Annotated in this window: 7 protein-coding genes; 4 read left to right on the plus strand and 3 right to left on the minus strand. The window is 71.8% G+C overall.

Going from position 1 to position 16483, the window contains the following annotated elements; translation table 11 throughout:
* Positions 1-55: 55 nt before the first annotated feature.
* From ACTWQR_RS41200 to ACTWQR_RS41215, 4 genes are all read left to right on the plus strand, one after another.
* Positions 56-4822, plus strand: coding sequence for an amino acid adenylation domain-containing protein (locus tag ACTWQR_RS41200; RefSeq protein ID WP_443232383.1), 4767 nt, complete (start codon positions 56-58; stop codon positions 4820-4822).
* A complete protein-coding gene (locus ACTWQR_RS41205; RefSeq protein ID WP_443232384.1) occupies positions 4819-5619 on the plus strand; it encodes a thioesterase II family protein in 801 nt (266 codons plus the stop codon). Before ACTWQR_RS41200 ends, ACTWQR_RS41205 begins: the two co-directional genes overlap by 4 nt.
* A 121-nt stretch (positions 5620-5740) precedes the next feature.
* Complete coding sequence (purF, locus tag ACTWQR_RS41210; RefSeq protein ID WP_443232385.1) at positions 5741-7156, plus strand: amidophosphoribosyltransferase; 1416 nt, start codon at positions 5741-5743, stop codon at positions 7154-7156.
* A 37-nt stretch (positions 7157-7193) separates the two neighbouring features.
* Positions 7194-7559 (plus strand): BlaI/MecI/CopY family transcriptional regulator, encoded by a 366-nt coding sequence (locus tag ACTWQR_RS41215; RefSeq protein WP_443232386.1) that lies wholly within the window; start codon positions 7194-7196, stop codon positions 7557-7559.
* Here the strand turns inward: ACTWQR_RS41215 and ACTWQR_RS41220 are convergent.
* From ACTWQR_RS41220 to ACTWQR_RS41230, 3 genes are read right to left on the minus strand one after another with little or no spacing between them, the layout of a single operon-like run.
* Positions 7539-11573, minus strand: a complete 4035-nt coding sequence (locus tag ACTWQR_RS41220) for a type I polyketide synthase (RefSeq protein WP_443232387.1) — start codon at positions 11571-11573, stop codon at positions 7539-7541. The two genes, ACTWQR_RS41215 and ACTWQR_RS41220, sit on opposite strands and share 21 nt — an antisense overlap.
* Positions 11570-15610 carry an SDR family NAD(P)-dependent oxidoreductase gene (locus ACTWQR_RS41225; RefSeq protein WP_443232388.1) on the minus strand — a complete coding sequence of 1347 codons (4041 nt, stop codon included), beginning with the start codon at positions 15608-15610 and terminating at the stop codon, positions 11570-11572. Before ACTWQR_RS41225 ends, ACTWQR_RS41220 begins: the two co-directional genes overlap by 4 nt.
* 11 nt (positions 15611-15621) lie before the next feature.
* Positions 15622-16470 (minus strand): LLM class F420-dependent oxidoreductase, encoded by an 849-nt coding sequence (locus tag ACTWQR_RS41230; protein ID WP_443232389.1) that lies wholly within the window; start codon positions 16468-16470, stop codon positions 15622-15624.
* Between the last annotated feature and the right edge of the window lie 13 nt (positions 16471-16483).

The following is a 16483-nucleotide window of genomic DNA, read 5'->3' on the forward strand; positions in this document are numbered from 1 at the left end:
GCCATCCAGAAAGCGCCGGTAAATCAGCCGGCGAGGCCCCGGAGAGAGGACAGTGATGACGCACCCCGCACCCGCTGTGCAGCGCCGGATCCGCGAGGCCGTGTCCGAAGTGCTCGGCCTGCCGCCCGACGCCGCCGCGGAGACGGACAACCTGATCTCGCACGGGCTCGACTCGATCCGCACCATGGCCCTCGTCGGGCGCTGGCGCTCGGCCGGAGCCGAGGTCGACTACGCGGAACTGGCGAAGGAGCCGACCATCGGCGCCTGGACACGGCTGCTGGCGCAACGGCTCTCCGGTGCGGGGGCCGCGGAGGCGGACCGATGTACCGACGGCCCGCACGGACCGGCCGAGACCGTGACGGACGATGCGGCCGCCTTTCCCCTGACCCCGGTGCAGCAGGCCTACTGGATCGGGCGGACGGACGGCCAGTCGCTGGGCGGCAACGGCTGCCACGCGTACATGGAGTTCGACGGCCGGGGTGTACGGGCCGACCGCCTCGAGTCTGCCGTGCGGGCCCTCATCGCCCGGCACGGCATGCTCAGGGCCCGCTTCCTGGAGGACGGGACCCAACGGGTCGCGGACACCTCGCCGTGGCCGGGGCTCACCGTGCACGACCTGCGGACGTCGCCCGGGGCAGCGGCGGACGAGGCCCTCGACCGCATCCGGGACCAGCTCTCGCACCGGCGGTTCGACGTGGCCGCCGGTCACGTCTTCGACGTCCAGTTGTCCCTGCGTCCCGGCGGTGCCACCCGGATCCACTTCGGGATCGATCTGCTCGTCGCCGACGTGCTCAGCATCCAGCACCTGCTCGCCGAGATGGCGCAGTACTACACCGAACCACACGATGTACACGATGCGCCCGGCCCTTCGGGACCTTCGCCGGCCGAGCCCGCGTACTCCTTCCCCCGCTACCTCAGCGAGCTGGCCGCGCGGCGGCGTTCGTCCAGGGAGGAGGCCCGGGCGTACTGGCGCGACCGGCTCCCCGAGCTGCCCGGCGGTCCCGCGCTGCCGCTGGCCGTGGACCCGGAGCAGGTGGAGCGTCCCAGGTTCACCCGCCGCCTGGCGCGGCTGGCGCCCGACGCCTGGCGCGGGTTCACCGAACGGGCCCGGGCACACGGAGTCACGCCCGCCATGGCCCTGGCCGCCGCCTACAGCGAGGTGCTCGGTGCCTGGAGCGCCCAGCAACGATTCGTACTGAATCTCCCGCTCTTCGACCGGCAGCCCCTGCACCCCGAGGTGGGCGGCCTGGTCGCCGACTTCACCAATCTCGTTCTGGTGACGGCCGACACCTCGGACGACGGGCCGTTCGTCGAGCACGCCCGACGGCTGCAGGCACAGTTCCAGAGCGATGTGGCACACGCCGAGTACTCCGCGGTCGAGGTGTTGCGCGACCTGGCGCGTGCCCGGCCCGGAGACCGGGCGTCCGCTCCCGTCGTGTTCGCCAGCAACCTCGGCTCCGCGTTCGTCGACGAGCGGTTCCGGAACACGCTGGGCGAGTTCGGCTGGATGATCTCCCAGACCCCGCAGGTATGGCTGGACCACCAGTTGTACGAGGACTCCGGGGGGCTGCTGCTCGCCTGGGACGCGGCCGAGGAGCTGTTCCCGGACGGCTTGCTGGACGCCATGTTCAGCGCGTACGAGCGACTCGTCGGGGCCCTCGCCACCACGGACGGTGCCTGGTCCTCCCCCGTCCCCGCGCTCCTGCCCGATCGGCAGCGCGCCACCCGCGAGCGCGTCAACGACACCGGTGCCCCGGAGACCGGACAACTGTTGCACGACGCCGTGGTCCGGGCGGCGCGGTGTCAGGGCCATCACATCGCGCTGCGCTGGGGCACCGACGGACGGATGAGCTACGACGAACTCCTGCACCGCGCCCTCGCCGTGGCCCGCGAACTCCGCGCGCGCCGGGTACGGGCCGGTGAACCGGTCGCCGTCGTCCTGGACAAGGGCTGGGAGCAGATCGTCGCCGTACTCGGCATCCTGCTCGCCGGCGGCGCCTACCTGCCCGTGGACACCAATCAGCCGCCGGCCCGCCGGGACGTCATGCTCGCGGACGCCGGAGTACGTGAGGTACTCACCCACTCCCGGTCAGAGGCCTTCGGGGAACTCCCCGCCGCACTGCACACCGTCGAGGTGGACGTGCTGGCCCCCGCTCCCCCCGGGACGGCGCTGCCCGAACCGACGGTGAGCGGCGACGACCTCGCGTACGTCATCTACACGTCGGGCTCGACCGGCCGCCCGAAGGGCGTGATGATCAGCCACCGGAGCGCGGTCAACACCGTCACGGACATCAACCACCGGTTCAAGATCACTTCCGAGGACCGCGGACTCGCCCTCGCCGCCCTGGGATTCGACCTCTCCGTGTACGACATCTTCGGCCTGCTCGGCGTCGGAGCCTGTCTCGTCCTGCCGGACCCCGAACGCCGCGGCGATCCCTCGCACTGGGCGGAACTCATCGACCGGCACGGCGTCACCGTGTGGAACTCCGTACCGGCACAGCTGCAGATGCTCCAGCACTACGCGGAGAGTGAACCCGCGGTCGGTCTGGGCACACTCCGGCTCGCCCTGATGTCCGGGGACTGGATACCGGTGACTCTCCCGGACGCCGTCCGCCGTCGCTGTCCCGGCCTCGAACTCATCAGCCTCGGGGGTGCCACGGAAGCGGCTATCTGGTCGATCTACCACCCCATCGGTGACGTACCCGCCACCTGGCGCAGCATCCCGTACGGCACACCGCTGGCCAACCAGACCTTCCACGTACTGGACGCGGCCCTGCGTCCCCGCCCCGAACTCGTCCCGGGAGAGTTGTGGATCGGCGGTGTCGGCGTCGCCATGGGCTATCTGGGCGACGAGCAGCGCACCGCCGAGCGGTTCGTCACCCACCCCGCCACCGGGGAGCGCCTCTACCGCACCGGCGATCTCGGCCGGTACCTCCCGGACGGCAGCATCGAGTTCCTCGGCCGTGAGGACACCCAGGTGAAGGTGCGCGGGCACCGGATCGAACTGGCCGAGATCGAGGCCGCCTTGCTCGCACATCCGGACGTCGGAACCACCGCTGTCGTCGTCGACGGCACGAGCTCCGCGAACCGGCGCATAGCGGCCGTGGTGACCGGCAGTCGCCGCGAAGAATCCGCCTCAGCGGCCGAGGAGACCCGTGTGCTGGCCGAGGTCGCTCACGCCATGGGCGCGCGAACGGCCGGACGGACAGAGCTCGTTCACGTCGAGGCGGAGCAACAGCGGCTGAACCGGACGGCGTTCACGGCGATGGCGGCGGCCCTGCGCACTCTGGGTGCCTTCCCACCGGACGCCGAACCGCCGACGGCGGAGCAGGTGCTGCGACGCGCGGGTGTGCCACCCCGCTTCCACCGTGTCGTACGCCGTTGGCTCGCGGCACTGGAAGGCGCGGGCCTGGTGCACCGCGACCCGGACACCGGACGCTACCGGGACCTGATGCCGGCCGATGCCGGACTGCTCACCGGGGAACTGCACCGACTGGAGACCGAGGGCTGCGAACCGCTGTGGACCACGCCCGTCCTTCCGCTGCTCACGACGAGCATGCGGCGGCTGCCCGAACTGCTGCGCGGCGAGCTGGATCAGGTCCGGCTGCTGTTCCCCGACGGCGAGTCGGAGTCCGCCCGGTCGCTGTACGCGGACAACACGATCATGCGGTATCTCAACCGGGCCACCGCGGGCGTCGCCGCGCACCTCGCCGCCGGCGCGGGCCCCGGACGCCCCTTGCGCATTCTCGAAGCCGGGGCCGGGGTCGGGGCGACGACGGACCAGATGATCTCCGTGCTGCCCACGGCCACGGGGACTCCCGGGATGGAGCCCGACTACCTGTTCACCGACGTGTCGCACTTCTTCCTCAACGAGGCACGGAACCGGTTCGCCACCCATCAGTGGCTGCGCTACGGCCTGTTCGACTTCAATGCCGACTACCGCGCCCAGGGGTTCCGGCCGCAGAGCTTCGACATGATCGTGGTCGCCAACGCACTCCACAACGCCCGCGACATCGACGCCGTGCTCGGCAGACTGCGGGAACTGCTCGCTCCCGGCGGCTGGCTGGTCTTCACCGAACTCGCCGTGGACCGCCCCGACCTGATGACCTGGATGGAGTTCCTCATCCAACTCGACGGCACCACACCGGACACAGAGGGAGACTTCGATGACCGGCGGCGCGGGCGCGACCAGACCTTCTTCAACGTGGACGAGTGGCGCACCCTGCTCGCCGAGGCCGGGGCGCAGGCGATGCTGGTACTCCCCGAGGACGGCGGCGACCTCGCCCCGTTCGGCCAGCACCTGATCGCGGCCACCTTCAAGCGGGACCGGGCCGACATCGATCTGGAGGACCTGCGCGAGCATCTTTGCGAACAACTCCCCGAGTACATGATCCCGTCCCACATCGAGACGGTCGAGGAACTGCCCCTCAGCTCGAACGGCAAGGTCGACCGCAAGACCGTGCTCTCCTGGGTCGCCGAGGGCCGGCACGAGGACGCGGTGCGCTCGGCGCCCCCGCTGGACGGTCTGGAACGGCGACTGGCCGCCATGTGGGCGGACCTGCTCTCCGTACCCGCGGTCGCCCGTGACGACAACTTCCACGAGCTCGGCGGGGACTCCCTGCTCGTCGCCCAGTTCATCGGACGACTCCGCCGTGAGCTGCCGGGGGCCGGGACGCTGTCCTTCGACGAACTGCTGCGGACCATGGTGCGCCGACCCACTCTCGCCGCAGTCGCGGAGCGGCTTCGGCAGACGGACCAAGGGGTGACGGACGGAGACACGGCGGACGGAGAGGTGACGGGCGGAGAGGTGGCAGACCGGTGAACCCGACGAAACCCGGGGCCACCGGCCTCGCTCAGGAGTGGCTGCGCAGCCCTCGGCCGCGACGTCGCACGCGGCTGCGCCTCGTCTGCTTCCCGCACGCGGGCGGATCGGCCCGCTTCTTCTACCCGTGGCTGCGTGAACTCCCCGTGGGAGTCGAGCTGCTGGCAGTTCAGTACCCGGGACGCGACGATCGTCTCGACGAGCCCGTGCCGGCCCGGATGGACCTGCTGGCCGACCCCCTCGCCGAGGCCGTGGCCGAGGTCGCCGACGTACCGCTGGTGCTGTTCGGACACAGCATGGGGGCATCCGTCGCCTTCGAAGTGGCACGCCGCCTCGAGGGCCGGTCCCCCGGTCTCGTACGCCACTTGTTCATCTCGGCGCGGCCGGCCCCCTTCAACACCGACGCCGGGAACGGACGGCCACGGGACGACGACACCCTGGTCCGAGAACTGGCCCGGCTCGGCGGGACGGATTCGACGCTGTTCGACGATCCGGAGATCCGCGCCACGCTCCTGCCCGCCATTCGCGGGGACTACCGGCTGATCGAGGCCTACCGCTACCGGGCAGGCCCGCCGCTCACCTGCGCCACGACAGCCGTGGTGGGAAGCCACGACCCGGAAGTCCCCAACCGGCTCGCGGAAGGCTGGCAGGCGGCCACCACCGGCACCTTCACCCTGCGCGTCATGCAGGGCGGCCACTTCTACCTGACCGACCGCAGGTCCGAACTGATCGCCTACCTGCTCACCGCGCTCGGCATGCGAGGCAGCCACCGAGACGGCCACGCCTCGACACCCTGACCCGGGCCACGCCCGCCGCATGCGGCTCATGCCCAGGAACCGGACTACTTCATGGAGGACGCGTGAGCGGGCTCGACCACGACGGACACAAGTGCGGGCCCACGTCCGAGGACGGTTCCCGGTGAACGATCCGCTCGCCAAACCCCGCGAGTCGTGCGGCGTGGTCGGCGCCTGGGGCCCGGCCGCACCGGCCGTGCGCAGCATGCTCATCGCCCTCCAGCACCGCGGGCAGCAGAGCGCCGGCATCGCCGTCTGCCGAAGCTCCGGCATCGAGTGCCGAACCGGATCCGGGCGAGTGACGGACGTCTTCCCTGACCCCGACCCACGTGCGCTGCGGGGCGGGGCGGGGGCCATCGGACATGTGCGGTACGCGACGTCGGGCGGCGCGGGACCCGACGACGAGTCGGCTCAGCCCCTCGTGATGGACGGTGACGCGAGCGGCACTGTCGCCCTGGCCCACAACGGCACACTCGTCAACACCGACGAGGCCCGTGCCACGCTGGGCATATCCGCCGGTGCCACGGACAGCGCCGTCCTCGGCCGGCTGCTCACCTCGGCCATGGCCGACAGCGGTGTGACCTTGTTCCAGGCGCTCCACGAAGTACTGCCGCAGGTCACCGGCGCGTACTCCCTGGTGCTCACCGACGGCCGCCGGATGTACGGGGCCCGCGATCCCCAGGCGTTCCGGCCCCTGTGCCTGGGTCAGCTCGACGACACCTGGCTGCTGGCATCGGAGTCCGCCGCGATCGCCGCCACCGGCGGAACCTTCGTCCGTGAACTGGAGCCCGGCGAGGTCCTGGAGGCCGATGCCGACGGTATCCACAGCAGCCGTCTCGACGTGCTGGGGGCCCGGCGCGCCTCATGTGTGTTCGAGCATGTGTACTTCGCCCGGGCCGACTCGCGTATCGGCGGCCGGAGCGTGTACGAGGCGCGGTACGCGGCCGGACTGGCGCTGGCCGCGTGCGCACCTCCGCCGCCGTCCTCGGACGTGGTGGTGGCCGTGCCCGACACGGCCCGGGTGGCAGCCGACGGCTACGCCTGGCAGGCCGGACTTCCCACCGTGCAGGGGCTGTTGCGGCACGAAGGCGTGGGCCGTTCCTTCATCGCCGGTGACCGGGCGGGCCGCGAGGCCGCCGTCCGGCAGAAGCTGTCCGCCGTGCCTGCCGCGGTCGCCGGACGCGAGGTCGTCCTCATCGACGACTCGCTGGTCCGGGGCACCACCATGACCGCGGTGGTGGCCATGCTCCGGGCGGCCGGGGCGCGCGCCGTCCACCTGCGGATCGCATCCCCACCGCACCGCTGGCCGTGCTTCTACGGCATCGACACCGGGCGGGGGGACGCGCTGCTCGGCGCGCAGGTTCCGCCCGACCGGCTGGCCGGGCATCTCGGCTGCGACAGCGCCGAGTTCCTGCCGCTCGAAACCCTGCTGGACACGGTCGGCGGAGACCCGGACACCTACTGCACCGCCTGCCTCGACGGCCGGTTCCCCACCGCGGTGGACCTCCGGGACGGGGCCTTCCTACAGCAGCAGCGCTGACACGACTCGTGCCGCACCGGTCAACCGGAGGGAACCGATGGGTACCTCACTGCAGATCCAAGTCCTCAATCTCCTCTCAGCGGCCGGCTGCCCGATGCAGGGACGCCAAGTGCAGGAGCAGCTCAACAAGGAACGGGAGGACCGGCTCGCCTACACCACGGTCCTGACCGTGCTGACCAGGCTGGTGGACAACGGGGCCGCCGCCCGCCACCGCAAGGGGCGGCACTACGTCTACCACGCCACCTGCCGTGACGAGGTGGGCCTGGCCGTGCGAAAGGTACTCACCAGTTTCGGGACCGACGCAGTCGCCCACTTCGTCGACCAGGCGTACGCCGATCCCGCGCTGCGGGCGGAACTGCGCCTGGCCGTCGACGAGTCGGCGCTACTGCGCGAATCCTCCTAGCGTCGCGAGAACGCGGTCGCGCAGGCGCCGCACGGTCTCCTCCGCGCAACGCGCCCCGTCGTACCACCAGTCGACGTGGATCCTGCCGGACTGCCGGTAGGTGCGCACATCGAGCGCGTGACCACGAGCCACGGCGGGCTCGCCGAGTGGGAGGTCACCCAGTGGTACGGCCTGGAGCGGAGCCCGGCGGGTGGTGGCGGTCCCCTCTTTTCGCACTCCGCCGTCGGTGAAGGTCACGTCCGCCGCGGACAGCCGTCGCAGGGCCTCGGCCGTCTGCGAGTGGAGATGACGCAGTACGCCGTAGTGCACGCCGTGGAACGGCACGCTGTCCAGCGCCTCGCGCGTACGGCTCAGCAGGTCCGCCGGTCCGTTGCGGTTCGCCCCGACGAGGAGCGGATGCGCGGAGGTGCAGCGGCCCACGGTCCGGCTGAGGTCGATACCGGGGAACTCGCCGTTGCGCGCGCTGTCCATGATGTCGATCAGTACCTCCTCGCCGTCCGCCTCCTCGGCGAGCGCCCCGGACACGGCCGCGAGCACCAGCGTGCCCGGCCCCATGCGCTCCCGCCTCTGGATCGCCCGGAGCGAGCCCGTCAGTGACGCGTCGACGGTGCCGCGCAGGAGGCGTACGGCCCCTCGGGCTCCCGGTGTGCCCGGGACGTCGCCGGCTCCGGACGCGAGCGCCGGCCGTGCACCGGCCCGGCGCAGGAGGTCCAGCCAGAAGGGGCGTTCGAGCAGCACGGCGTCGTCGAGCGCCCAGGTCGTCAGGCAGTCGGACCAGGTCCGCCATGTCGTGCTGACGGCGGGCAGGTTCACCGGCCGTCCGGCGAGAAGCTGGCGGCAGGCGGTGGCCACGTCCTCGGCGAGCAGGCGCTGTGCGGTGAGGTCGATCGCCGTGGCATGCACCAGGAGCACGAGGTGACGACCGTTCTCCGGCCCTGCGTCGACGAGTACCGCCTCCACGGCGGCGCGCCCGGCGGGGTCGCGGCGGCCCCGAACCTCGGCAGCGGCGGCGTCGACCAGCGCGGCCGGGTCCACCTGGCCGTTCTCCTCCCATGGCACGACGGTCAGCAGGGGGCCGTCCGGGTTCGCCCTGCGGTGCTCCCACATCCCGGACCGCTCGACCAGTTCCACGCAGAGCGCGTCGTGATGGCGCACCGTCCGGAGCAGCGCTTCGTCGAGCACGTCCGCCGTGATCTCGTCGCCGACCCGGAACACCAGGGGAACATTCAGGTCCAGCAGATCGGCGGGGTCGCCGACCAGCTCCAACTGGGCCGGTGTCAGGGGGAGTTCGTCGGCGGCGGACACCGGTGGGCGGGGCGGTGCGACTGTCGCCTGAGTCGTTGAGCCGGTCGCGTCAGGGTCCACCGCCTCGGTCAGCGACCGCAGCGTGGGGTGCTGGAACATCGCACGCGGGCTGAACCGCAGCCCTGCCGAGCGCGCGCGGCCGGCGATCTGCGCGGCCATCACGGAGTCGCCTCCCAGCAGGAAGAAGTCGTCGTCGGGCTTGATCGCGTCGATGCCGAGGACGTCGGACCAGAGGTCGGACAGGACCTGCTCCGTCGTGCCCGCCGCGAGGTCGGACTCCGCGGCGGCCAAGGCGGTGACATCCGTCGTCTCCCCCGGGGCAGCCGCCGGAGTCTGCGCGTACGTCGAGTCCAGCCAGTGCCGCGACCGCTGGAACGGATAGCCGGGCAGAGCGGTCCGGCGGTGTCCGGGACGCATCGGCGCCCAGTCCACCGGCACGCCGTGCGCCCACAGCTTCCCCAGTGCTCCCCGGAAGACCGCCAGGTCGTCGGCATCCTCATCGGGACCAGGTACGACGTGCAGATCCGCACGCCGGCGGTGTCCCGGTCCGCAGTTGACGAGCAGGTGGTCGCCGTCGGCCTGGGCGATGTCCAGTGCCGTGTCCCAGCGCGCCCGCGCGCTGCCGCGTCCGGCCCATCGACCGGCGTCGGTCGCCTCGGCCGGTGTCAGCCACCCGCAGGCTTCCACCGAGAGAAGAGGCAGCGTCGGCGCGTTCAGCGTCAGGTCCGCGGAGTCCCGCCCGGCGACGAGCCGCACGGCATCCGCGAGGCTCATCACTCCTGCCAGTTCGGCGGCGACGTACTCACCGACCCCTTCGCCGGCGACCGCCGTGGGACGCACCCCCCACCCCTCCAGGGCACGGGCCATCGCGTACTCCACGCAGAACATCCGCGCATCGGCAGCCTCCGCGTGCCGTGCCGGTCCCCCGGAGTCCGGGCGAAGGGCGGCGCCGAACTCGGTGCCGAGTTCCTTGACGAACAACTCGGCGCAGCGGTCGAAGGGTTCCGCGAACAGGGGGTCGGTCTCGTACAACGCCGGGGCTGTCGGCGCGTAGCCCTCCTCCGCTCCGGGGAACAGCAGCAGCACGGCGGGCACTTCGCCAATCGCCTCGCTGTCGGTGACCGGGCCCGTGGTCCGGAGCGCCGTCACGGCCTCCGTCGCGTCACGCGCCACGACGGTTCGACGATGACGGAACGCCCGGCGGCCGTCCGCGAGCGTCAGCGCCGTGTCGGCCAGGTCGGCGTCGGGCCGCTCACCCAGGTGTGCCGCGAGACGCTCACCCGACTCGGTGAGGGCGCGCTCGGTGCGCGCGCTCAGCACCAGTACCTGTGGTTCGGAGCGAGCCGGCGACACCTCGTGGTTCGGCGCTTCCTCCAGCACCACGTGCACATTGGTGCCGCCCGCGCCCAGCGACGTCACCCCGGCGAGCCGCGGCTGGTCGCCGGGCCAGTCGGCCGGCTCGGCCTGTATCCGGAAGGGGCCTCCTGCCAGCTCGAGTTCAGGATTGGCCTCGGTGAAGTGGAGGGTGGGCACCAGGGTCCGGTTCCGCAGACACAGCACGGTCTTGATGAGGCCGACGACTCCGGCCGCCGTTTCGCAGTGCCCGACGTTGCCCTTCACCGAGCCGAGCGCACACCAGGGCCCGTCAGGCCGCTCGCCGAACGCCCTGCGCAGTGCGGCCACTTCCACGGGGTCGCCGAGCGCGGTGCCGGTGCCGTGCGCCTCCACGTATCCCACGTGGCGCGGGTCCACCCCCGCCACGGCGAGGGCTTCGCGGACCACGGCCGCCTGCATCTCGACGCTTGGGGCGGTGTAACCCATCTTGAGCGAACCGTCGTTGTTGACGGCGGAGCCCCGGATGACGGCCCGGATGTCGTCACCGTCGGCGAGCGCGTCACTCAGCCGCTTGAGTGCGACCACTCCCCCGCCGCTGGTGAAGACCGTCCCGCCGGACTTCGCGTCGAACGGCCGGCAGTGGCCGTCCGGTGACATCACCGAGTCGAGATCCCGGAGGTAGCCGACACGGTGCGGCACCTTGACGGACATGCCACCCGCCAGCGCCATGTCGGACTCGCCGCACAGCAGACTCTGGCAGGCGAGGTGTACGGCGGTGAGTGCGCTGGAGCACGCGGTCTGCACGCTCAGGGCCGGGCCGTGCAGGTCGAAGGCGTGCGCGATGCGTGTCGCGTAGAAGTTGACGTCGTTCGCCGACCACATGGACATCTGGGCCGAGGACGAACCCGCGCCCAGCAGCCTGCGCAGATCGTGCCGGGACAGTACGTGATACGGGTAATAGCCGCAGGCGGACCCTGAGACGAACACCCCGATGGCACCCCCGTGGCGTGCCGGATCGCACCCGGCGTCCTCCAGCGCGTGCCAGGAGCATTCGAGCAGCAGCTTCTGCTGCGGGTCCATCGTGGCCGCGAGCCCGGGCGCGAATCCGAAGAACTCCGCGTCGAACTCCTCGATCCCCTCGAGCGTTCCTGCCCGCCGCATGTAGGTGGGATCGCTCAGCACGGAGTCGGGTACGCCCTGGCGACGGAGCTCGTCATCGTCCAGGGTCTCCAGGCACTCCCTGCCCTCCCGCAGGTTGCGCCAGAACTCCGCGACCGTGCGCGCCATCGGGAAGCGCCCCGCCATTCCGACGACCGCGATGCCCTCAAGCGGTTCTTCCGCCATGTCCGGGTCCTGCACGGGTCCGACGTTCACTGCGGCCTCCTCCTTCGAGCCTGCTGTGCCGTGCGCGTTCGACGGCTCCGGATGCGTCGGTCGCCCCGACCGGCGGCGGGTTCCGTCGGCTCTTCCGCCTTGTCGGTGAGACCGGCGACGATCTCGGTGGCCAGTGCGGTCACGCTCACTCCCTGCAGCAGACGGGAGACGGGGACGTCCAGGGCGAAGTCGTCCCGTACGGCGTTCTTGATCCGCACGGCGGCCAGGGAGTCCAGCCCCAGGTGGACGAGGGGGGTGCCGAGCGGCAGCCCGTTGGTCTGGTGCCGGAGCAGCGGGCGGATCCGCTCGGTGAGCCGCCCGGTCACCGCACGGCGCGCCGCCTCGTGGCTCATTCCGCGGAGTCGATGCCGGTCGAACCGGGCCGTGTCCGCCACGTCCTGGGCGAGTCCCGCGACGACCCGCGCGAAGTAGGACGAGCCGCGTGTCTCGGGGAACACCGTCGAGAAGTCGGGCCCGAGCCGGACGACGCCTACCTGGGTGCGACCATGGGCCAGAAGTTCCTCCAGCGCGGCGAACGCCTCCCGTGGGCGTATCTTCGCGAGCCCGCTGACCTTCGCGTCCCGGGCTCCCCCGATCTCGGCCCAGGGTCCCCAGTTGACGGAGAGCGCGGGGAGCCCGTGCGCGTGCCGCCACCAGGCGATCGCGTCCAGGCATGCGTTGGCGGCGGCGTAGTTGGCCTGACCGGGGGCGTCCAGCAGGGCGGCGGAGGACGAGTAGCCGATCCACCAGTCCACGCCGTCCTCCGGTGTGGCGAGGTGCAGCCGCCAGGCACCGACGGCCTTCGCCGACCACACGCGCCGGACACGTTCCGCGTCGAGGTCCGTCACCAGGGCGTCGTCGAGTACACCGGCGGCATGCACCACTCCGCGGACCTGGGCACCAGCTTTCGCCACCGCCCTCATCACCACGTCCGCGACACCCGGTTCCGCGATGTCGCCGAGGACGACCACGACGCGGGTGCCGGTGGCTCGGATGTCCTCGATGGCGCGGGCGGCGTCGGGGCCGGGAACGGAGCGGCCGTTCACCACGACGCATCCGGCGCCTCGTTCCGCCAGCCAGCGGGCGGTGGCGAGGCCGAGTCCCCCGGTGCCTCCCGTCACCACATAACCCCCGCCCGGCCGCACCACCGTGCGCTCCGGGGCGGCAGGAAGGCCGGCCGGCAGCGGATTCAGGCGGGCGACATGCCGTACACCTTCCCGCCACACCACCTCGTCGTCCGGCGCCGCGGACGACAGTTCCCGTACGAGGTGGACGGGGTCGGGATCCGGGTCCAGGTCGACCAGGACGGGCCTCAGTTCGGGCCGTTCGGCGCGCAGCGACCGGATCAGTCCGACCAGCCCGCTCTGGGCCGGATCGAAGGGGATCTCGCCGGTGGGCGGGCAGGCGCCGCGCGTGACCGCGTACAACCGCGGCGATCCGGCCGCTCCTGAACCGCGGGCCGACCCGGCGGCGAGACGCACCATGGACAGCAGGCGTCGATCGGCGCCGACCGTCGCATCGGCGGGGTCCGAGATGGCCGGGCCGCTCTCCCAGCCGAGGAGCACCACTCCCTGTACGGCCGGAGCGGCGGTCACGGTCCCGGATTCGGTCCCGGTCTCGCTTTCCGCCTCGAGAGTCCACTCCGAGAGGTCCGCGGTTTCGAGCAGCGTCGGCCGGATCCCCGCACCCTCCATCCGCGTGAGCAACCGCTCGCGGAACTCCTCCTCGCCGCTGCCGCCGTACACCAGCCAGGTAGCCGGGTCCGGGCCCGAAGGCGAGGGCCCGGCTTCCGCCGGCAGGGGTGCCGGCTCGTACGCCACCGTGTAGAGCAGGCCGTCCGTAGAGGCGGGCAGAGCGTCCTCGTCGATGTTCCGGAACGCGACGCCCTGGAGTTCCGCCACGAGCAGCCCGTCCTCGTCGTACACCTCCAGGTCGGCCGTGCAGCCGCGGTCGTCGGTCCGGACCCGGGCCCGGCATACGACGTTGTCGCCCAGCTCGCCGGTCAGCCTCAGCCCGCCGATGGCGTCGGGGAGGCAGGCCCGCCCCGAGTCCCGTACCAGTGCCGCGGCCACTCCGTGCAGGCAGGCGTCGAGCAGGGCGGGATGGAAACGCATCCGGGGATCGTGCTGCGCGGCGGTCGGACGGCTCACCCTGGTGAGCGTCAGATCCCCGGTGACCGAGAGACCGGTGAGTCCTGCGAACGCCGGACCGTGGTTGAGGCCGGCGCCGCGCAGCCGGGCATAGACCTCGGCGGGGCTGTCGAAGGGGCCGGACAGGGCATTCGGGTCCAGGGTGTCCGTGTCGGCCGGTTCCCGGGTCCGGACGGCGGCCTTCGCCGTCGCGTGGACGATGTCCGCGTCTCCTTGCCTACTGGTGATCTCCACTTCTCCCTCGGCCGCCCCGGTGACGGTCAGGGACGTGGTCACGGTCACCGGTGAGACGAGGGGCAACAGCCTCCGGAAGGCGACCTCGGTCAGAACGACGTCCTCCGGCTTCGCCTCGAACGCGACGCACGCCGTGGACAGGGCCATCTCGCAGTAGCCGGTCCCGGGCAGGATCGGCAGGTCTTCGAACCGATGGTCGGCCGGCCAGGTGAGGTGCGCGGGGTCGAGGGTCGTCTGCCAGACGTGCCGAGCGGGCGTACCGGGCAGCCGGACGTGCACCCCGAGCAGCGGGTGGGTGCGCTCGGCCGCGACGGCGACGCGGCCGGTCACCGGCTGGCGTCGGTCGTGGTCCCAAGGGGTCGTCGGAAGGTCCACGAGGCGGCCCGACGGATACAGCCGCGCCCAGTCCACCTCGATGCCGCGGCAGTGTGCCCGGGCGAGTCCGGACAGTACGGCGGAGCCGGCCGATCGCCCTCGGCGCAGGGACTCCCAGACGGCGGCGTCCCCGACCCCTGTGTCGGCCAGCGTGTCGGCGAGGGACCGCACGGCGACGGGGTGCGGGGACACCTCCAGGAAGGTGCGCAGCCCGTCCTCGGTGGCGGCGTCGACCGCGGCGAGGAACCGCACCGGACGGCGGACGTTGGCCGCCCAGTAGGCGCCGTCGAAAGCCGGTGCCGAGCGGGGGTCGGGCAGGGTCGTGGAATAGAAGCGGACGGAGGGCGTCGTGCCGTTCACGTCCGAGAGGAGACCGGTCAGCTCCGGTACGACACGGTCGGCGAACCTGCTGTGTCCGGCGGCGTGGCCTCCCCGTACGGGATAGGTGGCGATGCCGTCCGACTCGCAGGAGGACAGGAACTCCTCCATGGCGTTCCCGTCGCCCGCCACCACCGTGGCTCGGGTCGAGCTGTAGACGGCGATCTCGAGATCGGCACCGGCGCTCAGCCGCCGCTCCACCTCCTCGGCGGGCAGTTCCACGACGGCGGTGGCACCGAGCCCGAACATGCGGCGCTGCATGACCTCGGAGCGCCGCAGAATGACGTGCGCCGCGTCCGCGAGGGGCAGCCCACCGCTCACCACGGCGGCGGCGAGTTCCCCCATCGACTGCCCCATGACCGCGGCCGGCCTGATGCCGTACTCCTGCCACACCGCGGCGAGCCCCACCTGCATGGCGAACAGCGCGGGCTGCACGAACGAGGCGTCGGCCCGGGAGAGGCCGGTCCTCGTCAGCAACTCGCGCAGCGAACCGCGCCCTTCGGCACGGAAGACGGGCTCCAGTTCGTCCAGCACGGCGGCGAAGGCCGGTTCCGCCGCCAGGCCCTCGCCCATGCCGTCCCATTGGGAGCCGTATCCGGAGAAGACGAAGACCACGTCCGGTGACGCCTGTCGCGGTGCCTCCGCGGCGACGATGCCTTCGCCGTTCTCGCCGGCCGCGAGCGTGCGGAGCCGGTCGGTGAGTTCCTGTCGGTCATGGGCCAGCACCGCCCCCCGCACGGGGAGGTGGGGGCGGCGCCGGGCCAGTGTGTGGGCCACGTCGGCGAGGGCCGCGTCGGCGCCGGGGCCCGTGAGCCATTCGGCCAGGCCCGCGGCCCTGGCCCGCACCCCTTTCGGGGATCGGCACGACACGGGAAAGAGCAGCGGGCGGGCGGCTGACATCTCTTCGCCCCTCACAGGTACTCGGCCTGTTCGCTCAGTTCCGTGTACCAGTCGAGGAGCGGCAGCACGTCCTCCCGCTCGCCCGGGGGCAGCGTGAAGACGCACCGGCTGACGCCCGACTCCATGCACCGGGCGACCGCCTCTTCCTCCGGCGGAACCTCCACGACCGTGACCGGAACCGGTCCGAGCCCCGACTCGGCGGCCTGCTCGTTGAGCAGGGCGACGCGCTCGGCGAGGCCTTCACCCTCCAGCCCGTACATGGGCATCCACTCCGCCCGGGCCGCTGTCACGCGGTCCAGTGCCCTGGTTCCGGTCAGCCCCATCAGGATCGGTGGATGCGGTCGCTGCACCGGCTTCGGCAGCGAGACGATGGGGTCGAACTTGACGAACTCTCCGGCGAACGAGGCCTCGTGGTCGGCCCAGATGGTCCGCATGACCTCCAGGTACTCCATGAGACGGGCGGTCCTGGTGGCCGGGTCCACCCCGTGGTTGAGCAGTTCCTCGCGCACCCAGCCGGTGCCGACGCCGAACAGGAACCGGCCCTGGGAGAGCACGTCGACGCTGGCCACCTGCTTGGCCAGGATGATCGGATCACGCGTCGGAACCTCGCAGATTCCGGTGCCGATCAGCAGCCGGGAGGTCGAGGCGGCGATCGCGGACAGCGCCGTGAAGGGGTCGAGGCCCTGCATCGCCTCGGGGACGACCGGTCCGCCGTCCGGCCGTTCGCTGTCGATGTGTACGGGCATGTGCGTGTGCTCCGGTACGAAGAGGGAGTCGAAGCCGCGCTCCTCCGCCTGGCGTCCGAGTTCTCTCGGGTCGATGGAGAAGTCGGTGATGACGGAAAGCAGTCCGAACTTCATGAAGACCTCGCAG

Source organism: Streptomyces sp. 2A115, from assembly GCF_052245575.1.
Classification (GTDB): domain Bacteria; phylum Actinomycetota; class Actinomycetes; order Streptomycetales; family Streptomycetaceae; genus Streptomyces.